The sequence below is a fragment of the Nostocoides sp. F2B08 genome (genome assembly GCF_009184895.1).
Taxonomy (GTDB): domain Bacteria; phylum Actinomycetota; class Actinomycetes; order Actinomycetales; family Dermatophilaceae; genus F2B08.
Genome location: NZ_WESE01000008.1, coordinates 1 through 17,470, shown reverse-complemented (window position 1 = coordinate 17,470; position 17,470 = coordinate 1). Strand labels below are relative to the sequence as shown.

Below are 17,470 nucleotides of genomic sequence, written 5' to 3'. Positions count from 1 at the left end.
TGCGATGAGGTGGGGGACGGCCGGCCGCGCGGCCGCCGGGGGAGTGCTGGGTTCGGCCGTCCTGGGCGGGCTGGCGTCCCTCGGGGCGGCGTCGTACTTTGCCCGAGCCGTTCTCACTCCCGACGGCGAAGGGCCGACCGACCACGTCGTGCATGACCTCGACGCCGAGTCGGTGACGCTCTCGCGCACCGCTGAGAGCGAGGTTCCCGGCCGCTACGGACTGTGGGACGAGGAGCGGACCGCGCACCTTCGGATGGGCCAGATCCTCGAGACGACCGACTCCGACGTCACGCGCGAGGTGCTCGGATTGGACTTCGGCGACTTCCGACCGGGGCCCGCCCGCTTCAACCAGTACTTCTACGCCCAGCCGCCGGACGAAGCGCTGGGCCTGTCCACGGAGCACGTGACGGTCGAGGCCGAGATCGGGGACCTGCCGGCATGGTTCGTGCCGGCGGGCGACGGGGGCGACCGCTGGGCCGTCCTCGTGCACGGGCGCGGAGCCCTGCGCTTCGAGTGCGTCCGGGCGGTTCGCGCTCTGCACGACGCCGGCCTGAACGTCCTCGTCCCCGCCTACCGCAATGACGCCGACGCACCACACGGCCTGGACGGCCGCTACACCCTGGGCCTGTCGGAGTGGCGTGACGTCGAGGACGCCGTCCGGTATGCGCTGGACCGGGGCGCCGGGACCGTCACCCTCGGCGGATGGTCGATGGGCGGAGCGATCTGTATGCAGGTGCTGGCCCAGTCGGACCTCGCACCTCTCGTGGACGGTGTGTTCCTCGACTGCCCCGTCCTGGACTGGGGCCACGTGCTGCGGCACCATGCGCACGTCAACAACCTGCCCACCCCCGTGGCGCTGCTCGCGCGCACGGTCATGGGCAGCGACTCACTGCGGTGGCTGGCGGGGGTGTCGGAGACGGTGGACGTCGCCCAGACCGACTGGGTCACCCGAGCCGAGGAACTGACCCACCCGTTGCTCGTCATGCACTCCACAGCCGACGACTTCGTCCCGATCGGGCCGTCCCGGGCGGTGGCCGTGGCGCGCCCGGACCTCGTGACCTACGAGGAGTGGGACGTCGCGCGCCACTGCAAGCTGTGGAACACCGACAGCGAGCGGTGGGAGCGAGCGGTGACGGAGTTCGTCAGCCGTCCGGGTTGACTCCCCAGAGGGCGAAGACCGTTCCGTCGATGACGGCGCCGCCCCGCCACCGCATCGGCACATCGAGGGGAGCCGTCGTCAGCGACGCGTCACCGACGTCACCGACGATCATCGGAGCCGTGGTCAGCGCGAGCTCGTCGACGAGTCCCGCGTCGAGGAGGGTGGTGAGCAGGCTCGGGCCGCCCTCGCAGAGAACCGATCGCGCGCCCCGGTCCCGCAGTGCCCGCAGCAGGCGCACGGCGTCGACCTCGTCGTCACCGCACACGAGCCGTTCGACCCCGTCCTGCGGCGGCGCCGCCGCACGGGTTGCGAGCACGGCCCGACCGCGAGGAACGCCGCCGTCGTGGGTGGGGGACTCGAGCACCGAGTCGGGCATCCGTCCCGAGTTGGAGACGACGACCAGCTCGGGCGCCCGCCCCGCCGGTGGGGCCTCGAGCCGACCGTAGCCCTCACCGCGGACGGTGCCGGCACCGACGAGAACCGTGTCGGCGAGAGACCGGAGCAGGTCGAACACGCGCTTGTCGGCCGGGTTGTTGATCGAGGAGCTCGTACCGTCGGGGCCGGCGATCCGACCGTCGACCGTCATGATGAAGTTGGCCCGCACGAACGGCCGCTCGGCGTCCTCGCTCGAGGTGGGCACCGCATACAGGGTGTGTAGGTCGTCATCCGTGGGGTCGGTCAGGAACACGCGGCAAGTCTCGCACCACGGCAGCCCGCCGCAGGAGTGCGGACGCGTGCCAGACTCGGTCGCTATGGCGACCACGGATGAGATCTTGTCGAGGACGACCTTCCGGGAGGCACTGCGGGCCGGTCCCTCCTTCGACCTCAGTGCCCTCGACCCACGCTCCACTCCGGCGTTCGACGGCGACAAGGAGGCGGCCGAGGAGCTCATGACGCCCCTCGCGGACCGGGCCAGTGATCTCCAGGAAATGCTCTATGCCGAGTCCAAAGCCGGCGGGAACCGCAAGATCCTGCTCGTCATCCAGGGCATGGACACCTCCGGCAAGGGCGGCGTGATGCGCCATGTCGTCGGCGCCATGGACCCTCAAGGCTCCGAGATCACCGCGTTCAAGGCGCCCACCGACGAGGAGAGGAAGCACCACTTCCTCTGGCGGATCCGCAGGGCCCTGCCCTCTCCCGGCATCGTGGGCGTCTTCGACCGATCGCACTACGAGGACGTCCTCATCGTGCGCGTGCACGACCTCGTCCCCGAGAAGGAGTGGAGCCGCCGGTACGACGAGATCAACGAGTTCGAGGCCGAGGTCGCCGCCGACGGTGCCACGATCATCAAGGTCATGTTGCACATCAGCAACGAGGAGCAGCGCGAGCGCCTCGCCGAGCGGCTCGACCGGCCGGACAAGCACTGGAAGTTCAATCCCGGCGACATCGACGAGCGAGCGCACTGGGGCGAGTACATGGAGGCGTACCAGGCCGCCATCACCCAGTGCTCCACCGAGATCGCTCCGTGGTTCGTCGTGCCCGCGGACCGCAAGTGGTACGCGCGTCTGGCTGTGTTGAACCTCCTCGACGAGCACCTGGCCGCGATGGGGCTGGAATGGCCGGTCGCCGACTTCGACGTCGAGGAGCAGAAGGCGCGGCTGGCAGCCACGTAGCCCACCGTGGCCAGCCTCCGCGGCCCCGGTCGCACGGTCGCCTACGGTTGGGTTCCGTGAGCACGATCGGTATGGCCGCGCGCCAGTCGCGGGAGGCGTTCGGTCGTCTCCCGGGGCTGACGGCTGCGTGGAACCTGCTCGTGGAGACGATCCGGGTCTGCCTGCGATACCGCGTCACCGGGCTGGCGTCAGAGGCGGGGTTCTTCGCACTGCTGTCGCTGCCGCCGCTCATTCTGGGACTCTTCGCCGGGCTCGGGTACCTCGGTCAGTGGCTGGGCGAGGACGCCGTCGGCACGGTCAGGACGAGCATCCAGACGTATGCCGAGCGCTTCCTCACCGACGACCTGGTGGCTTCGACCATCATCCCCACCGTCGACGACGTCCTACAGGGCGGGCGTGCCGACCTGATCTCGCTCGGATTCCTCATCTCGTTGTGGTCAGGGTCCAGGGCGCTCAATGTCTTCGTCGACACGATCGCGATCATGTACGGGCAGTCGGGGGTGCGGGGGATCGTCCCCACGCGAGCGCTGTCGTTCTCCCTCTACGTCTTGGCTCTGATCGTCGGCATCGTGACGATTCCCCTCGTGCTCATCGGCCCGAACCTCGTGGCCCAGATCCTTCCAGAGCAGTGGCAGGTGCTGCAGTGGCTGTACTGGCCGGTGGTCACGCTGCTCACGGTCGCCAGTCTGACGAGCCTGTACCACGTCTCGACGCCCCGCCGGAGTCCGTGGAGCCGTGACCTGCCCGGTGCCCTGTTCACCCTGGCGCTGTGGGTCCTCGCCTCCTTCGTCGTGCGGGGTGTCATCGCGGCATCGCTCGGCGGCTCCTCGATCTACGGCCCACTCTCGGCGCCGATCGTCCTGCTCATCTGGCTGTACTTCCTCGCGATCTCGGTCCTCATCGGTGCCGGGCTGAATGCGGCGGTCCGGCACCTGTATCCCTCGCCCGACGAGCGAGGCCTCCGCGAGCGCATCCTCAGCTGGCTCCGACGGCCATCGCCGGACGAGCCGGGAGAGGAGTCGCTCGAGGACTGGCTCGACGTCCCGACCGAGCCCGCCAACGGCGACTCGACGGGGGAGCAGGTGGCGCTCAAACAGCAGGTCCTCTCCCGAAGAGCGAGGGTGACGAACGGGATCCGGAGCCGGGTTCGGCGGCGCGCCGACGAGTGACTGGGCCGGTTTGGATTCGGGGGGAGCATGGGCTAATGTCTCCATGCGCGCCCCGGAAGCGGGGAGCAGGCGGATGTAGCTCAGTTGGTAGAGCGCAACCTTGCCAAGGTTGAGGTCGCCGGTTCGAGGCCGGTCATCCGCTCGGAAGGGAAAGACCGCCTTCACGGTGGAGTGGCCGAGAGGCGAGGCAGCGGCCTGCAAAGCCGTTTACACGGGTTCAAATCCCGTCTCCACCTCGACTCCAGCGCCGCCCACACTCGGCGTTCGGACCCCCCACTCGGGCGATTGGCGCAGCGGTAGCGCGCTTCCTTGACACGGAAGAGGTCACTGGTTCAAACCCAGTATCGCCCACCATCGGAAAACGGCCCCTGACCTGCGGAAACGCGAGTCAGGGGCCGATTCGATTCCGGAGTTGCATCGGATATGCATCGAATCGTCGGTGCGTCTAGGCCTCTCGCTCCGCCTGGCTGCGTCGTTGCAGGGTCAGTCGGCGGGTCGCTGTGGACGCGCAAGAGCGTGAGCAGAAGCGGCGGCGGGCGGCGCCTCGGAGTGGGCAGAACGCGACGGCGCATTCCTCGCAGACGATGACGGTGCCTTTGCGGGTCGAGCGGCCAAGCTGCCTCACTCTGCGGTCGCGATCGGCAGCGGCTTCGGCGGAGACCGGCCGGTTCTGGGCGAGTCGAGCCGCTCGGGCGCGTTGAGGGTCGCGGGCTCGCACCAGCGCCGCTGGAAGCCGTTCGGCCGCACCAGCTGACATCCTCTCGTGAAGGTCCGCGGCGACGAGGCCTTTGGTGCGGCGCAGGCCGTGGCGTTCACGGTAGGCGGCGGCTGTGATGCCGTGGGCCTTCCAGGAGTGCAAGCCGAGGTGCGTGCCGCGCCAGCCGCAGTCGTGACAGAGAAGGCCGGTGGCGTCCTCGTCCAGCACGCCGTAATGGCCGAAGCCGTCGATGTCGCCATATCTCATGTCTGCTGCCTCTCCCTGCTCGCCGGTTCTGCGCGAGGACCCTAGTCGACCGCGAGGTCGCTGGCAGCAACTCGTCTGACGCGGGTCGGAGATGAGGCGGCCGGGGCGTGCGGCTATCGCAGCGGGGTTACGTCGCTTGACGTCTGTGGGCGCAGGTGCGTGATCGAGTGCGCTCGGCCACTGGTGTAGGAGGCGGCCAGGGCGTGGTGTCCATAAGCGGTTTTGATGCGTTCCCAGCGGCGGATCCAGGCGGGGGCGGTGTAGCTGAGGGTGCCGATGATGGTGATGAAGGCGGCGAGGGGGTAGTAGCCGTCGTGGGCGGCCTGGATGACGGCGATACCGATGGTGATGAACCGGGCTCGCCAGAAGAAGCGGGTGAGGGGGTAGCCGCGGAAGGTGTTGGCGAGGCCGTCGGCGAGGCCGGCGAGGAGCTGCCAGGGGATGGTCCATAGGGCCAGGAACGCGTCGGAGCGGGTGAGGCCTCCGTGGGCGATGTGGGCGGCGCGGAGTAGCTGTTCGGCGGCCTGGGCGGGGGTGGTGTGCCGGTGGCGGAGGTTGTGGATGAAGCCGGTGGTGATGACGATGGTGCGTCGTCCGAAGGCGTCGACGCGGGACCAGGTGGGCTGGTTCTGCACGCGCAGGACGCTCACGGGTGGCCCCAGGCCGTGGCTGGACAGGATCGTCAAGGCCGGGGTGAGGATGTCGAGCTCGGCGGGGGTGGGGCGACGGGCCAGGAGCAGGGTCCGCGCGGTCAGTCCTTCGCCGACACCGGTGAGCAGGAGCAGGGCGAGGGCGAGCCCGGTCAGCGAGAGGGGGTTCGCGACGTGGACGGGCATGAGCAGCAGCGCCATCCAGGTGATGACGGTGCTGACGAACATGGGGGTGGCGAAGGCCAGGGCCTTGTTCAGGGTGCGTGCCATTGCGGGGCTCCTTCCCGCGAGTCAACCGCTCCGGTGAACATCAGGGGCGGGGTGGGTGCATTAGGTCGTGTGGGCATTGTTCGCCCGGAGCGCAACAGCCCGCCCGAGTTATCCACACCCCTGACTCGGGGCTGGTGACCAAGGTCGGTGACGTGGCTGGATGAGCCCAGCAAGTGCATCCAAGAAGAGCAAGGGACGTGAGGAGGACGTGATGGCGATCGTGACCGGCCGAGGCGTAGTCGAGGTATGGATGGAGGTGATCGCGCTGTTGACGGAGGCGGCCGATCTGGGCGTGGCCCAGGTCGGCCGCCGCCCGCAGCACCATTCCCTGGCCCTGGGCGCGGAGCTGGTGGTCGGCAAGGCCGTTGCTCTCCTCGAGGAGCGCGACCGGGCACGGCTGGATGAGGTGGCGCTGCCGGCGGCGGCGGCGGAGTGGAGCGTGCCGGAGCTGATCGTGCAGGCAGAGAAGCTGCTGGCCACGATCTCTTTCGACCGGCTGCCGGCGCGGGCCTCTGGCGTGGTCATCGACCTGGGTGACCTGGTGGGGGAGACCCGCCATGGCTGACCACCCAGGCAACGCCATGTCCTTTCCAGGGCCGGCGTCGCTGAGTGTGGGGGAACTGTTGCGGGAGGCGGACCTGCAGGCACGCAGGATGCTCGCCGACATCGACCCGGCCACCGCCCCCGCCCGGCTCCGTGCCTGGGCCGAGGTGGTCGAGGCCGGCGCCGACGCGTGGCGCGCGATCCCCGCCTCCGGCCCGGGACGCAGCCACATCGATGCCGACATCGACACCCTGCACGAGGTCGCCACCGGCGTGCACCAGCTCATCGTCACCCGCGGCTGGCCCTCCCCCGGGGCGGCGGACCCGGACGCCGAGCAGATCGTGGCGTCCCTGTCCGCCGTCGGGGACCTGGTGCGGGCTCGACACCGGCCCCACGACCCGATCCGTGCCGACGCGGCCGGTGATTTGGAGGCGGCGCGGACGTGGATCATGCACTCGGTGCTGGCCGCCACCCACGCGGTGCGTCGCTCGCTGGAGCAGTATGAGAGGGCCCTGGCCAGCACGCGGGACCGGGCCCGGCTGCCCGCGCCGACCGGGGAGGTCGCGCATGTGCGGGAGCTGATCCGCCGCATCGACACCGCTGAAGGCTTGGCCAGCGGCTACCTCGATATGCGCTGGCCCGCGACCGCCAGGGGTGAACGCCTTGAACCTGTCCATCCGACACGCCTGGAGAGGGCGGTGGCGCAGTGGCAGCTGCAGGCTGCGCGGGCGTTGACGTCCTCACCGTCGGTGGCGGACCTGGCGTTGGTGGTGCGCACCCAGCTCGACGGCGCTGTCTTCGCCTCCGCGATGGCCGGGGCGGCCACCCATGCCGGGCTGCTCACCCCCACCGAGGGTCCCCGGATGCAGCACGCGTTGACCGCGTTCGAGGGCACCGCGGCGCCACTGTTGGAGTCACTGGGCCTGCTCACCGGCAGAGACCGCATCTTCCAGGCCCGCCTGGCCGACGCCTCAAGCCAGCTGCGCCTGGCGTACCGGGAGATCGCCCACGACGGCACCGCGATGGCCGGCAGCGACATCCTTCGCGAACGGGTCGACATCGCTCACGCCCTGGCCGCGGTCCAGCACAGCCTGGTCGCCGGGGTCGACTTGGCCTGGCGGATCCTGGACGCCGCCCGCGACCCGCACCTGCAGGTCCGCGCCCAAGGCGCGCACCGGATCGCGTCCCGCTCCCACCAGCCCCGACCCTCGGCCGGGTGGGTCCAGGCCGTCGACCTGGTCAACAACCGGCTCATCACCGTCCCGGTCCCGGTCCGATACACCCTGCGCCACCAAGCCCAAGACATGACCGACCGTGCCATCGACGCCGCCGCCGCCAGCTACCCCTCCCAACCACGACCCGCGACGACCACCCCGCCCACCCCCAGGCTCACCGGCCGAGCCCACCAAGACCGACAACCCCCCACCCGAGGACCCGAGACACCAGGACCCAGCCTCGGCAGGTAAGGAGCGCCCCGACGGCGACCTGAAGGAGCGACCTTCCGCCCAGAAGGGGTCACCAGCGCGAGCGCATCTAGGCACGCCCTTCTTGGCTCAGCCGCTTCGTTACGATGCGCCCGCGTTCATGGGAGAGGTGGGCGGCTATGGCCTTGCGCACCTCGTGACCGCACCAAGAGCCGCTGACGCCGAGGGCATGATCGTCTGCGTCAGGGCTGGTGGCCTGGGTCTTTTCGTCTGCCCGGGGGATTAACCGGCGTTCCTGGAGTACCGCTGGAGGAAGAGGGCTTCGCTGAGAGCCATCCGCGCGATCTCTTCGGGGTCGACGCTCTCGTTGGGCGCGTGGATCAGGGCCATGGGCTCTTCGACGCCCATGAGGATGATCTCGGCCTCGGGATAGGTCTCGGCGAAGACGTTGCACAACGGGATCGAGCCACCCTGACCAAGGCTGCCCATGGGGGTTGCGTATGCCGCTTCCATGGCAGCCGCCATGGCGCGGTAGGCCGGGCCGTCGACCTCGGCTCGGAAGGGCGAACCCGCCGCCTCGACCGTCACCTCGACCTTGACGCCCCAGGGCGCGACCCCGTGCAGGTGGTCCACAAGAGCGGCCTGCGCCGCCTGAGGAGTCATGCCGGGAGGGATGCGCAGGTTGAGGCGGGCCGCGGTGCGCGGGACGATGGCGGAGGCGGAGCCGACCACGGGTGGGCAGTCGATGCCCAGGATGGTCACCGCTGGGCGGGCCCACAGCATGTCCGAGACGGTTCCGTCGCCGAGCAGGGACACGCCGTCGAGGACGGTGGCGTCAGTGCGGAACTGCTCGGGTTCGTACCGCTCGCCCGGCCAGGTCTGGTCGCTCTGAAGCCCCCTGATGGTCGTGTTGCCGCGGTCGTCGCGGAGGGTGGCGAGCATGGCCACCAGTGCCGCGAGGGCGTCCGGAGCCGCACCGCCGAACATGCCGGAGTGCAGCTCGGAACCCAGCGCCTCCACCGTGACGACGACGTTGATCATGCCGCGCAGGCTGATCGTCGCGGCCGGCCGTCCGACGGCGGCGTTGCCGGTGTCGCAGACGAGGATCGTGTCGGCGCGTAGGAGGTCGGCGTTCTCGGGGACGAAGGCCTCGAGCCCGCCGGTCCCCTGCTCCTCGGACCCCTCGACGACGAGCTTGAGGTTCACCGGCACGTCGGCGCCGAGCGCCCGCAGGGCTGCCAAATGCATGACGATGTTGCCTTTGCAGTCCGCGGTTCCGCGGCCGTACCAGCGCCCTGCCACTTCGGTGAGCTCGAAGGGTGGGGTCTTCCACGCGGCGTCATCGAGGGGAGGCTGCACGTCGTAGTGGGCGTACAGCAGGACCGTGGGTGCGCCCGGGTCCGGACACGGGCGTGACCCGACCACGGCCTTGCTGCCGTCGACCGTGTCCTCCAGGTGTGCGTCCTCGAAGCCGAGCTCGGCGAACTTGTCGAGCACCCACCGAGCGGCTCGTTCACACTCCTCGGGTGGGAACTGTCGTGGGTCCGCCACCGACCGAATCGATACGAGCTCGGTCAGCTCGGTCCGCACCTGCGGCATGAGCCCGTCGATACGGTTCTTGAGCTCCTCCGATCGGCCCATGACTAGCCTCCCGCGACGTCAGCGGTCTTGAGGTCGTCGATGAACGCCTGGAACTCCTCGAGCTCGTCCGGGCAGTAGACCTCCATGATGAGCCGTTGTCCCTCGAACACGCGGCTGTCGGCGATGACCGGCCGCTCGCCGGGCCCGGTTGCCCCGTTCGACAGCCGGGACAGGAGGATGGACCGGCGCAGGGCGCTGTTCGGGTCCTCACAGGTGGGGCCGCCGTCGTCCCCGAGGACGCGCACGATGCGTTCCTGTGACGGCGCGGTGACCCCGGTCGCCTCGATCGCCGCGATCAGCTCGTCGGCCTTCTCCTGTGCCTGCACCGTCTGCCGGCCGGCGCTGAAGGCGAGCAGGCCGGTGACGATGAAGATGCCGAGGACCACGCACGTCGTGATGTAGATCCACCGACGCTCCCGTGCGCTCTGGGTCTCCATCTCTGTGGTGCTCATGGCTGCGCCACCTCCTCAGGGTTGCGCCAGGACGGCTTGCGGAGCTTGTAGAACAGGAACGGCACGAGGAGCCCGAGGCCTAGTGCCCCACCGGCGACGATCGCGAAGTAGAGGCCGGCGTTCCCGCTCCCGAACTGCGAGGGCGGGATGAAGCCGACCAGGAGGGCGGCCAACGAGGCCGCGAAGCCGACCCCGCACAGCCCCACGAGCAGCGGAGCCCGGTACCCCCGCGGGCGGTCCGGGAACTTGCGGCGCAGCTGGACAGCGGCCACGAACATCAGCAGGTACATGATCAGGTAGACCTGCGTCGTGATGACGGAGAAGATCCAGTATGCGCTGGAGACGTCCGGGATCAAGGCGTAGGCGAGGCCGATGATGGTTGTGATGATGCCCTGGACGACGAGGATGTTCTGCTGGACACCGTTGGCGTTGAGCCGCTGCAGGAACGGAGGGAGGTAGCCCTCCTGCCGCGAGATCAGCAGCAGGCCCTTGGAGGGCCCGGCCAGCCAGGTCAACATGCCGCCGAGTGACGCGGTGACGAGCATGATGCCGACGATCGGGGTCAGCCATTGCCACCCGAAGTTGGCGAACACCGCGTCGAATGCCTGCATCACACCGGCGGTGAGGGACAGCTCCTCGGCCGGCACGATCCAGCTGATCGCGAGCGCCGGAAGGATGAAGATCATCAGCACCAGGCCCATGGCCAGGAACATCGACTTCGGGAACTCCTTGGAGGGGTTCCTCAGCGACCCAACGTGGACCGCGTTCATCTCCATGCCCGAGTAGGAGAGGAAGTTGTTGACGATGAGTACGAGGCTGGACAGTCCTGCCCAGACCGGGAAGAAGTTCTCCGCCGTCATGGGCGCCGCCGACTCGTTGCCCTGTCCCAGGAATACCATGCCGAGCAGCACCAGCACGGTACCGGGGATGAGCGTCCCGATGATCAGACCGCCACTGGCCAGTCCGGCCACTCCCTTGGTGCCGCGCGAGGAGATCCATACGCCCGACCAGTACACGACGATGATCACCGCCGCCGTCCACACACCACTGCTGGCCAGCGCCGGATTGAACACATAGGCGAGAGTGCTCGCGACGAATCCCAGCAGGCTCGGGTAGTAGAAGATCGTCATGGCGAACTGGCACCAGACGGCCAGGAAGCCCATCGGCTTGGAGATCCCCTCCGAGACCCACTTGTAGATGCCGCCCTCCCAGCCGGACGCAAGCTCTGCCGAGACCAGAGACGTGGGCAGGAGGAACACGACGGCCGGTAGGAGGTAGAGGAAGACGCACGCGAGGCCGTACACCGCCATGGTCGGCGCGGCGCGCAGGCTCGCCACCGAGCTCGTCGTCATCATCGCGAGAGCGATCCACGAGATCCACTGCGTCGCGGGGGCCTTGACCCGTGCCACGGCCTCGGACGCTGGCCGGTCGGCAGGAACGTCCATGGCGCTCATCCCGGGACCCCCGGACGCGAGCGGCTCGTGCAACAGGTTGGCTTGCGACTGAACCGTCTGGCACATGCGTGCCTGTGTGTAACCATGTGATCGCCCTTTCTGCTGCGGCGTGCCTGACGAAAGTGCACTTCAGCCTAAGGACGACCGTTGCGACGCCACCTCACCCATTGAGGATGACCAGGGACCCTCGGGCTTCAGGGCGCCTCAGCACGGCGAGCGCGGAGCCGGCTCCAGACGAGGTCCAGCACCGTCGCGAGAACGAGGATCCCAATCATCGCCACGAAGGTCTGCGGCTCCGTCCGGAACGTTTCGACCAGGAACATCACGATGACAAGGAGTGTCATCGCGATCGCTGCGACCAGAACCGATGGTCGCGAATGGGTCATCGCTCTGAGCTTGAACGCGGCGATGGAGACGACCAGGAAGATCGCGAGAGCGACGACGCTGCCCAAGGATGCGATGGCGGTGAGGTCGACGAAGATGGCTAGGAGCAGCACGAGGAGGACCGAGACGGTCAGGCCGCGTGTTCCTCCGACGTAAGCGCGCTGCCCGAAGACAGGCGGGAACATCCCGGACTCAGCCAGCTTCTTGGTCGAGCCGGTCGCAGCGTAGATGTTGGCGTTGACCGATGACGAGGTCGGCTAGCAGCGCGGCGATGGCCATCATGGCGAAGCCCGCCTGACCCAGCGCCGGCTTAGCCGCCTCCGCGAGTGCGGTCTCGCCGTTCGCTATCACCTCCTCGACGGTTAGCGTGCCGAAGACTCCCAGGGCGATCAGGACGTACAGCGTGGTCGTGATTGCCGAGGGCGAGGTACATCGCCCTCGGCAGGTCCTTGGCTGGGTTCACGAGATCACCGCCGGTGAAGCTGATGACGGTGAAACCCAGGTAGGCGAAGAACGTCAGGGCAACGCTCGACATGATCGCGCCGTTCCTGGGATAGGTCGACGGCGCCAGCAGGTCCGGGTTCATCTGGGCGAGGGTGACCACCACGAAGACCGCGAAGACCATGAGCAGGATGACGACGATCACGCTCTGCAGCCGGTCGATGGACGCGGTCCCGGCGATGTTGACTACCGCGACCGCGACGATCACGACCGTGGTGAGCACCTTGGCCCATGCCTCGGACCCGTTGAAGAACAGCGCGGACCCGTAGCTCCCGAACGAGACGGAGACCATCGCGGTGACGATGAGCGCGGCGAAGTAGAGCAGCCACGAGGTGATCGCCGTGATGTGCCCGCCTCCGAACCCTTTGAGGAGGAAGGTCACTATCCCGCCCGACGACGGATAGGTGGCGCCCAGCTTGGCAATGGCGTAGCCCTGCAGAGACGCGACGAACCCGGCCACCAGGAAGGACAGCCATACAGCGGAGCCGGCCACGGCCCCGGCCTCTCCGAGCAGCGCGAATATACCTGCCCCGACCATCGAGCCCACACCCAGGAAAGCCGCGCCCCGAACGGTCATCACACCGTGCGCGCTTCGGCGACTGTCTTCCGACTGCGTGGTCATCGTGGACTCTCTAACGGACGATCGCCAAGCCGTGGTCGGTGTTGTTCAGACGCTCGCCACCGCTCTCGGTGACGGTGACGATGTCCTCGATCCGAACGCCGAACCGACCGGCGAGGTAGATGCCGGGCTCGATGGAGAAGCACATACCCGGTTGCAGCGGTTGCTCCTCGCCCTCGACCATGTACGGCGGTTCATGCGTGGTCACCCCGATGCCATGACCGGTGCGATGGATGAACTGCTGCCCATACCCCGCCTCCTCGATTACAGCGCGCGCGACCCGGTCGATCTCCTGGCACGCCACCCCTGGCCGCACCGCCTCGAACGCCGCCTGCTGCGCCTGCCGCACGATGTCGTGCACCTTGCGGACCTCCTCGCTGGGCTCGCCGACACAGACCGTCCGAGTGGTGTCGGAGCCGTAGCCGTGCATGAGACCGCCGAAGTCCAGTACTACCGCGTCACCGTGTTGGATCACCCTCAAATCGGCTTCGTGGTGGGGATTGGCCCCGTTCGGCCCAGACCCGACCACGGTGAAGTCGACCTGCTCGTGCCCGAACTCCCGCAACAGTCGGGCAAGATCGGCCGCAACCTCCGTCTCGCGCCGTCCCTCGAACCGAAGTTGGATGATCTCCCGGTAGGTCGCGTCGGCGGCGGTGCCGGCCAGGGCAAGCCGCGCCAGCTCGTTCTCGTCCTTAATGGCTCGCATCATGGGAAGGGCCTGCGTAATGGCCCGGTAACTGGTCCGTGGCAGCACGTGCTGAAGCCCGAGCAGGTGCATCGCCCACGCCGAGTCCGACACACCGAAACGTCCCTCGCGGTTCAACAGGTCGCGGGCGACCTGGTACGGATCCGAGCCGTCCGCCCAGTCTCTGACCTCAAGACTCGCCGCCCCCTCAGCCCCCTCAGCGTCCGGTCTTTCGAGCGCCGGAACCAGGAGAGTAGGCCGCTGCTGTGGCCTGAGCACCAGCATGGTCAGACGCTCAGTGATCGCCGTGGGACTGTAGCCGGTCAGCCACACCAGGTCAGGACCAGGTGTAACGATGATGCCGTCCAGGCCCGCCCGCCGTGCCTCTTCGGTGACACTGGCCATCCTGGCGCCGTAGTCCTCGCGGGTGAAGGGCACGGGGGGCTGGGTGGTTGCGGTCATCGGTACTCCTTTCGCGGTCCACGCTAAGCAGAGCGCACCGTCGCACAGATCACCCCGCGCGGATGAATCGGTGCACCGTCGACTGGACTGACCTTCGCGTCACAGGCGCACACCGCGTGGCTCAACCATGTTGCGCCAGGACTTCGAAGGGCGCTGGGTCCTGATCCGTCGGCGCCGAGCTGACCAGCCCGCCAGGACGCCCACCGGAGGGATGCGTTGAAAGTGGGAAGCGCTCGGCATGCTCGCCCGCCGAAAGCAGCAGGCAGGCCCTGGATGTCATTGAACGGGGAAGACCAGGCGCTCCGCGCCAGCGATGGCCCCGGCAGGCCTTCACCCCCCGGGGGTGAGGCGGCGCCAGGACCGCCGCGTCTACGGTCGGGATGCGAGCAGTCGGACGCATCGTCGTGAAGGGAGCCGCTCGCATGTCTCCATCCTCACTCGCCGCTTCACCTGTCTCAGACCCGACCGGTGGACCTTCTGGCTCCGCGTCTGCATCCGCTGTGAGCCTGCTGGAGTCCCCTCGCGCGTACAGAGCGTTCGTTGTTCCGGCCGACGCCGTCGGCGCGGGGCTCATCGTGGCGCCAGCGTCGCCACCGGCGGTGCCCACCCCCGCGGAGCACTCGCGTCATCGCCAACGTCTGCAGCTGCAAGGGTGAAATGCAGGTGCCGTGCCCCACTCGCCGCACACGTCGCCGGGTGCGAGGCGAGACGGATGCTGACCCAGATGCGAGACGTGTCCCGACTTCCGAGCCCGGGAGCACGCGCCTGCTCACGAAGCCATGAGTGAGCGTCGCGAAGTCCGCAAGTCCTTCGATCTGGCTCTGCGGATCGGCGAGATGCTCTTGGTCTCGGGCAGCGCGGCAAGCGACGTCACCGAGGCGATGCTCGCCGTGACCCGAGCCTGTGGATTGCACAACGTATCCGCAGACGTCACGTTCATCGACCTGACGCTGCGCCACCAGCTGAACGTCGAGGAGCCCCTCGCCATCCAGGTCCGCAGAGTGGCCCGACGGCCCGTGAACTATGCAGAGCTCATGGACGCCGACCAGATCATGCGCGAGCTGGTCAGTGGCGACCTAACCCGAGACCAGGCACGCGACCGGGTGGCGCGAGTCGTGTCCGCAGGGCGCCGCAGACGGCCATGGGCTCGCACACTCGGCTGGGGGGTGATGGGCACCGGCGTCGCCCTGACCCTCGGGGGTGACGCCCTCGTGTGCCTCCTGGCTTTCGCAGCAGCCGTCGCGATCGACCGGACTCAGTTCCTCCTGCCCCTCGGGCGCATTCCGACCTTCTACCAGCAGGCAGCGGGCGGTTTCCTGGCCACCCTCATCGCCGTAACCGCGTCCGCGACTCAACTCGAGGCGAACCCCTCGCGTGTCGTCACGGCAGGAATCGTCATGTTGCTCGCAGGGGTCGGCATCACCGGCGCCACCCAGGATGCCCTCACTGGCTTCCCCGTCACGGCGACGGCCCGGCTGTTGGATGCCCTCCTGAACACCGCTGGCATTATCGCCGGGGTGGGTGCCGGCCTCACCTTCGGCGGTCTATTCACGGTCGAGCTCGGCACGTTCACCTATGGGGCCGCAGGACTAGCGGCGGCGGGGGTCACAGTCGTAGGGGCGGCCCTTGCCGCGGTCGGGTTCGCCGTTGCAGCGTCCGCGCCCCTACGGGCCCTGGTGGTCGTCGCCCTCGTCGCCGGGCTCGGACAGGCCGTCCTGCTCGGAATCGATGCCGTGACCCTCGGCCGAACCTGGGGAGCAGCCACCGCGGCGGTGGCCATCGGCGCCATCTCCTTCGTCGTATCGGCCCGCTTCCGGGTACCGCCCCTGGTGGTGATCGTCCCCGCGATTGTGCCTCTGCTCCCCGGACTGGATATCTATCGTGGGTTGGCCCTGTTCGCGGCCGGCGAGGACGGTGTGCTCCAACTCGCGTCCGCGTTCGCCACCGCACTCGCCGTGGCCGCCGGAGTTACCCTTGGTCAGTACCTCGCTCAGCCCTCAAGCGCCAGGCGCGCCGCCTGAGTGCCCGGTCATCCGACTTCCACGTGAGGTCTTTCTACCGCCAGCGTTGACGCTGTGATGAGGGCGGTCTCGGCGATGAAGATCGCACACACTCGGCCGAACACGACCAGTGCGAAGACGACGTACGCCCAGGCACCGGTCCTGCCCACAATCATCACGCAGCGGGCTATCGACCTTCGATCTAGAGCTCCCTGGCGAAGTGGTGAGAGCTGATTCGGAAGCCGGCGTTGAGGTAGCGACGGTGTGCGGCTGTCCGGTCGGGTCCGACGCCGGAGTCGAGGTGGATCTGCTGGCACTGGAGGCGGCCGGCTTCGTCGTGCAGCCATTCCAGCAGGAGCCGTGCATTCCCTTGCTTCCTCGCGCTGGGGAGAGTTGAAAGGTCGTCGATGTACAGGTGGCGACCCAGGCGAGGTTCTCGCCGAAACGGAACCCGGCGACAGCCACGGCCGAGTCCCCGTGGTCGAGCAGCGACGCGATGAGGCGGTAGCCGGAGGGGCGCTGTCGCTGATCCACCCGTCGTACGAAGTCGTCTCGGTCGACCAATGCTGGGTGGAGCGCACGCATCGCATCGAAGGCCTGGCCCCGTGTTCGGCGGTACCAGCTCGATGATCATGGTGAGGATCCTGTCAGTGGGCGCTCAACTCCTGGAGTCAGCCGACACCGGCGGCACGTCGCCGGGGTACCGGGCGCGCTCGAGGGCGGTCGCAGCGCCAAGGGTTGGGCATGGCGGCTCATCAACGGTTGGGCGTGTGTACCCGGCGGGCGGGCGACTCCCCCCGGCCCCGGCTACGGCCTGAGCGCATTGAGTTAACTAGGCCGTGTTGATCAAGGTGCTGCGTAGCCAGATCAGGGTGGCGGCCAGGGCGATCGCGGCTCGGTAGTTGCGGGCGAGTTTGTCGGTGCGCATCGCGATCCCGCGCCACTGCTTGAGCTTGTTGAAGCAGCGTTCGACGACGTTACGGGCGCGGTAGCGCTGCTGCTGCTNCGCCTTGGACGGGTAGCCCTTGTCGGCCAGCACCCGATCCGGGCGGGTCCTCGGCCGGCCCGGACCCAGGCGCGGGACGCGGATGCCGTCCAGGACGGTGCTCAACATGGTGGTGTCGTTGATGTTGCCGGCCGTCACCGCCCACGACAACGGCCGGCCCTTGCCGTCCGAGACCAGGTGAACCTTGCAGGTCAGGCCGCCCCGGGAGCGGCCGATCGCATGGTCAGGCGGCTCCCACCACGGCGGATTCTTGTGATTCGACTCGGCCCCCTGTGTCACGGGTCAGGGTCGCGCCATGCTGATGCACCCGGGCGATCGTGGAGTCGATGGCGACCACCCACTCGACCTCACCGGAGGCGTCGGCGAGCTTGTGCACCTCGGCCAGCAGTGCCTCCCAGGTGCCGTCGCCGGCCCACCGGTTGAACCTCTTGTAGATCGAGTTCCACTTCCCGAACCGCTCCGGCACATCCCGCC

The 17,470-nt window shown here is 68.5% G+C and carries 18 protein-coding genes and 3 tRNA genes; 9 read left to right on the top strand and 12 right to left on the bottom strand.

From position 1 onward, the window contains the following. Window positions 1-4: 4 nt before the first annotated feature. Window positions 5-1,159 (top strand): alpha/beta hydrolase, encoded by a 1,155-nt coding sequence (locus GA707_RS15905; protein WP_152179437.1) that lies wholly within the window; start codon window positions 5-7, stop codon window positions 1,157-1,159. Here the strand turns inward: GA707_RS15905 and GA707_RS15900 are convergent. Beyond that, a complete protein-coding gene (locus GA707_RS15900; protein ID WP_193315374.1) occupies window positions 1,143-1,847 on the bottom strand; it encodes a dihydrofolate reductase family protein in 705 nt (234 codons plus the stop codon). The two genes, GA707_RS15905 and GA707_RS15900, sit on opposite strands and share 17 nt — an antisense overlap. 64 nt (window positions 1,848-1,911) lie before the next feature. Here GA707_RS15900 and GA707_RS15895 point away from each other — a divergent pair, with 64 nt between their 5' ends. The 5 genes from GA707_RS15895 (at window position 1,912) to GA707_RS15875 (ending at window position 4,295) form a co-directional block, all read left to right on the top strand. Next, window positions 1,912-2,772 carry a polyphosphate kinase 2 family protein gene (locus GA707_RS15895; protein WP_152179435.1) on the top strand — a complete coding sequence of 287 codons (861 nt, stop codon included), beginning with the start codon at window positions 1,912-1,914 and terminating at the stop codon, window positions 2,770-2,772. 56 nt (window positions 2,773-2,828) lie between these two features. Further along, the gene (locus tag GA707_RS15890; RefSeq protein ID WP_226963864.1) at window positions 2,829-3,941 is read left to right on the top strand and encodes a YihY/virulence factor BrkB family protein; all 1,113 of its coding nucleotides are present in this window, start codon (window positions 2,829-2,831) and stop codon (window positions 3,939-3,941) included. 69 nt (window positions 3,942-4,010) lie between these two features. Beyond that, window positions 4,011-4,083 (top strand) — tRNA-Gly (locus tag GA707_RS15885). Window positions 4,084-4,106: 23 nt separating this feature from the next. After that, window positions 4,107-4,177 (top strand) — tRNA-Cys (locus GA707_RS15880). A gap of 43 nt (window positions 4,178-4,220) precedes the next feature. Continuing rightward, window positions 4,221-4,295 (top strand) — tRNA-Val (locus GA707_RS15875). 91 nt (window positions 4,296-4,386) lie between these two features. Here the strand turns inward: GA707_RS15875 and GA707_RS15870 are convergent. Then, on the bottom strand, window positions 4,387-4,905 hold the full coding sequence (locus tag GA707_RS15870; RefSeq protein ID WP_152179434.1) for a hypothetical protein: 519 nt from the start codon (window positions 4,903-4,905) through the stop codon (window positions 4,387-4,389). A gap of 113 nt (window positions 4,906-5,018) precedes the next feature. Beyond that, window positions 5,019-5,825, bottom strand: coding sequence for a hypothetical protein (locus GA707_RS15865; RefSeq protein WP_152179433.1), 807 nt, complete (start codon window positions 5,823-5,825; stop codon window positions 5,019-5,021). A 211-nt stretch (window positions 5,826-6,036) separates the two neighbouring features. Here GA707_RS15865 and GA707_RS15860 point away from each other — a divergent pair, with 211 nt between their 5' ends. Together GA707_RS15860 and GA707_RS15855 are read left to right on the top strand one after the other, a co-directional pair. Further along, complete coding sequence (locus GA707_RS15860; RefSeq protein ID WP_152179432.1) at window positions 6,037-6,390, top strand: hypothetical protein; 354 nt, start codon at window positions 6,037-6,039, stop codon at window positions 6,388-6,390. Continuing rightward, window positions 6,383-7,834 carry a hypothetical protein gene (locus tag GA707_RS15855; RefSeq protein WP_152179431.1) on the top strand — a complete coding sequence of 484 codons (1,452 nt, stop codon included), beginning with the start codon at window positions 6,383-6,385 and terminating at the stop codon, window positions 7,832-7,834. The genes GA707_RS15860 and GA707_RS15855 overlap by 8 nt, the downstream gene beginning before the upstream one ends. Before the next feature lie 240 nt (window positions 7,835-8,074). On the opposite strand, the gene GA707_RS15850 is transcribed toward GA707_RS15855, so the two are convergent. The 6 genes from GA707_RS15850 to GA707_RS15830 form a co-directional block, all read right to left on the bottom strand. Further along, entirely contained in the window at window positions 8,075-9,433 is a 1,359-nt protein-coding gene (locus tag GA707_RS15850; RefSeq protein ID WP_152179430.1) for a dipeptidase, read from the bottom strand. A gap of 2 nt (window positions 9,434-9,435) precedes the next feature. Then, window positions 9,436-9,885, bottom strand: coding sequence for a hypothetical protein (locus tag GA707_RS15845; protein ID WP_152179429.1), 450 nt, complete (start codon window positions 9,883-9,885; stop codon window positions 9,436-9,438). Beyond that, window positions 9,882-11,339: an APC family permease gene (locus tag GA707_RS15840; protein ID WP_152179428.1), complete on the bottom strand. Its 1,458-nt coding sequence runs from the start codon at window positions 11,337-11,339 to the stop codon at window positions 9,882-9,884. The genes GA707_RS15845 and GA707_RS15840 overlap by 4 nt, the downstream gene beginning before the upstream one ends. A gap of 194 nt (window positions 11,340-11,533) precedes the next feature. After that, window positions 11,534-11,908 carry a hypothetical protein gene (locus GA707_RS21375; protein ID WP_226963863.1) on the bottom strand — a complete coding sequence of 125 codons (375 nt, stop codon included), beginning with the start codon at window positions 11,906-11,908 and terminating at the stop codon, window positions 11,534-11,536. Between the two features lie 125 nt (window positions 11,909-12,033). Further along, the gene (locus GA707_RS21370) at window positions 12,034-12,846 is read right to left on the bottom strand and encodes an APC family permease (RefSeq protein WP_226963862.1); all 813 of its coding nucleotides are present in this window, start codon (window positions 12,844-12,846) and stop codon (window positions 12,034-12,036) included. A gap of 10 nt (window positions 12,847-12,856) precedes the next feature. Beyond that, window positions 12,857-13,990: a Xaa-Pro peptidase family protein gene (locus tag GA707_RS15830; protein ID WP_152179427.1), complete on the bottom strand. Its 1,134-nt coding sequence runs from the start codon at window positions 13,988-13,990 to the stop codon at window positions 12,857-12,859. A 779-nt stretch (window positions 13,991-14,769) separates the two neighbouring features. On the opposite strand from GA707_RS15830, the gene GA707_RS15825 reads away from it, so the two are divergent. Further along, window positions 14,770-16,011, top strand: coding sequence for a threonine/serine exporter ThrE family protein (locus tag GA707_RS15825; protein WP_152179426.1), 1,242 nt, complete (start codon window positions 14,770-14,772; stop codon window positions 16,009-16,011). A gap of 181 nt (window positions 16,012-16,192) precedes the next feature. Here GA707_RS15825 and GA707_RS21850 read toward each other — a convergent pair whose 3' ends face one another. The 3 genes from GA707_RS21850 to GA707_RS20930 form a co-directional block, all read right to left on the bottom strand. Continuing rightward, window positions 16,193-16,624: a GNAT family N-acetyltransferase gene (locus GA707_RS21850; protein ID WP_226963861.1), complete on the bottom strand. Its 432-nt coding sequence runs from the start codon at window positions 16,622-16,624 to the stop codon at window positions 16,193-16,195. A gap of 198 nt (window positions 16,625-16,822) precedes the next feature. Further along, complete coding sequence (locus GA707_RS15815) at window positions 16,823-17,275, bottom strand: transposase (RefSeq protein WP_193315373.1); 453 nt, start codon at window positions 17,273-17,275, stop codon at window positions 16,823-16,825. After that, on the bottom strand, window positions 17,220-17,470 hold a 251-nt coding region (locus GA707_RS20930; protein WP_193315372.1), incomplete at its 5' end, for a transposase. The genes GA707_RS20930 and GA707_RS15815, both read right to left, overlap by 56 nt.

Excerpts from the sequence above, each read along its gene's own strand:
- GA707_RS15905 (WP_152179437.1), top strand. The coding sequence starts at position 5 with ATGAGGTGGGGGACGGCCGGCCGCGCGGCCGCCGGGGGAGTGCTGGGT.
- GA707_RS15830 (WP_152179427.1), bottom strand. The coding sequence starts at position 13,990 with ATGACCGCAACCACCCAGCCCCCCGTGCCCTTCACCCGCGAGGACTAC.
- GA707_RS15895 (WP_152179435.1), top strand. The coding sequence starts at position 1,912 with ATGGCGACCACGGATGAGATCTTGTCGAGGACGACCTTCCGGGAGGCA.
- GA707_RS15850 (WP_152179430.1), bottom strand. The coding sequence starts at position 9,433 with ATGGGCCGATCGGAGGAGCTCAAGAACCGTATCGACGGGCTCATGCCG.
- GA707_RS15870 (WP_152179434.1), bottom strand. The coding sequence starts at position 4,905 with ATGAGATATGGCGACATCGACGGCTTCGGCCATTACGGCGTGCTGGAC.
- GA707_RS21375 (WP_226963863.1), bottom strand. The coding sequence starts at position 11,908 with ATGTTCCCGCCTGTCTTCGGGCAGCGCGCTTACGTCGGAGGAACACGC.
- GA707_RS15855 (WP_152179431.1), top strand. The coding sequence starts at position 6,383 with ATGGCTGACCACCCAGGCAACGCCATGTCCTTTCCAGGGCCGGCGTCG.
- GA707_RS21850 (WP_226963861.1), bottom strand. The coding sequence starts at position 16,624 with ATGATCATCGAGCTGGTACCGCCGAACACGGGGCCAGGCCTTCGATGC.
- GA707_RS15860 (WP_152179432.1), top strand. The coding sequence starts at position 6,037 with ATGGCGATCGTGACCGGCCGAGGCGTAGTCGAGGTATGGATGGAGGTG.
- GA707_RS21370 (WP_226963862.1), bottom strand. The coding sequence starts at position 12,846 with ATGACCACGCAGTCGGAAGACAGTCGCCGAAGCGCGCACGGTGTGATG.
- GA707_RS15825 (WP_152179426.1), top strand. The coding sequence starts at position 14,770 with ATGAGTGAGCGTCGCGAAGTCCGCAAGTCCTTCGATCTGGCTCTGCGG.
- GA707_RS15840 (WP_152179428.1), bottom strand. The coding sequence starts at position 11,339 with ATGAGCGCCATGGACGTTCCTGCCGACCGGCCAGCGTCCGAGGCCGTG.
- GA707_RS15865 (WP_152179433.1), bottom strand. The coding sequence starts at position 5,825 with ATGGCACGCACCCTGAACAAGGCCCTGGCCTTCGCCACCCCCATGTTC.
- GA707_RS15845 (WP_152179429.1), bottom strand. The coding sequence starts at position 9,885 with ATGAGCACCACAGAGATGGAGACCCAGAGCGCACGGGAGCGTCGGTGG.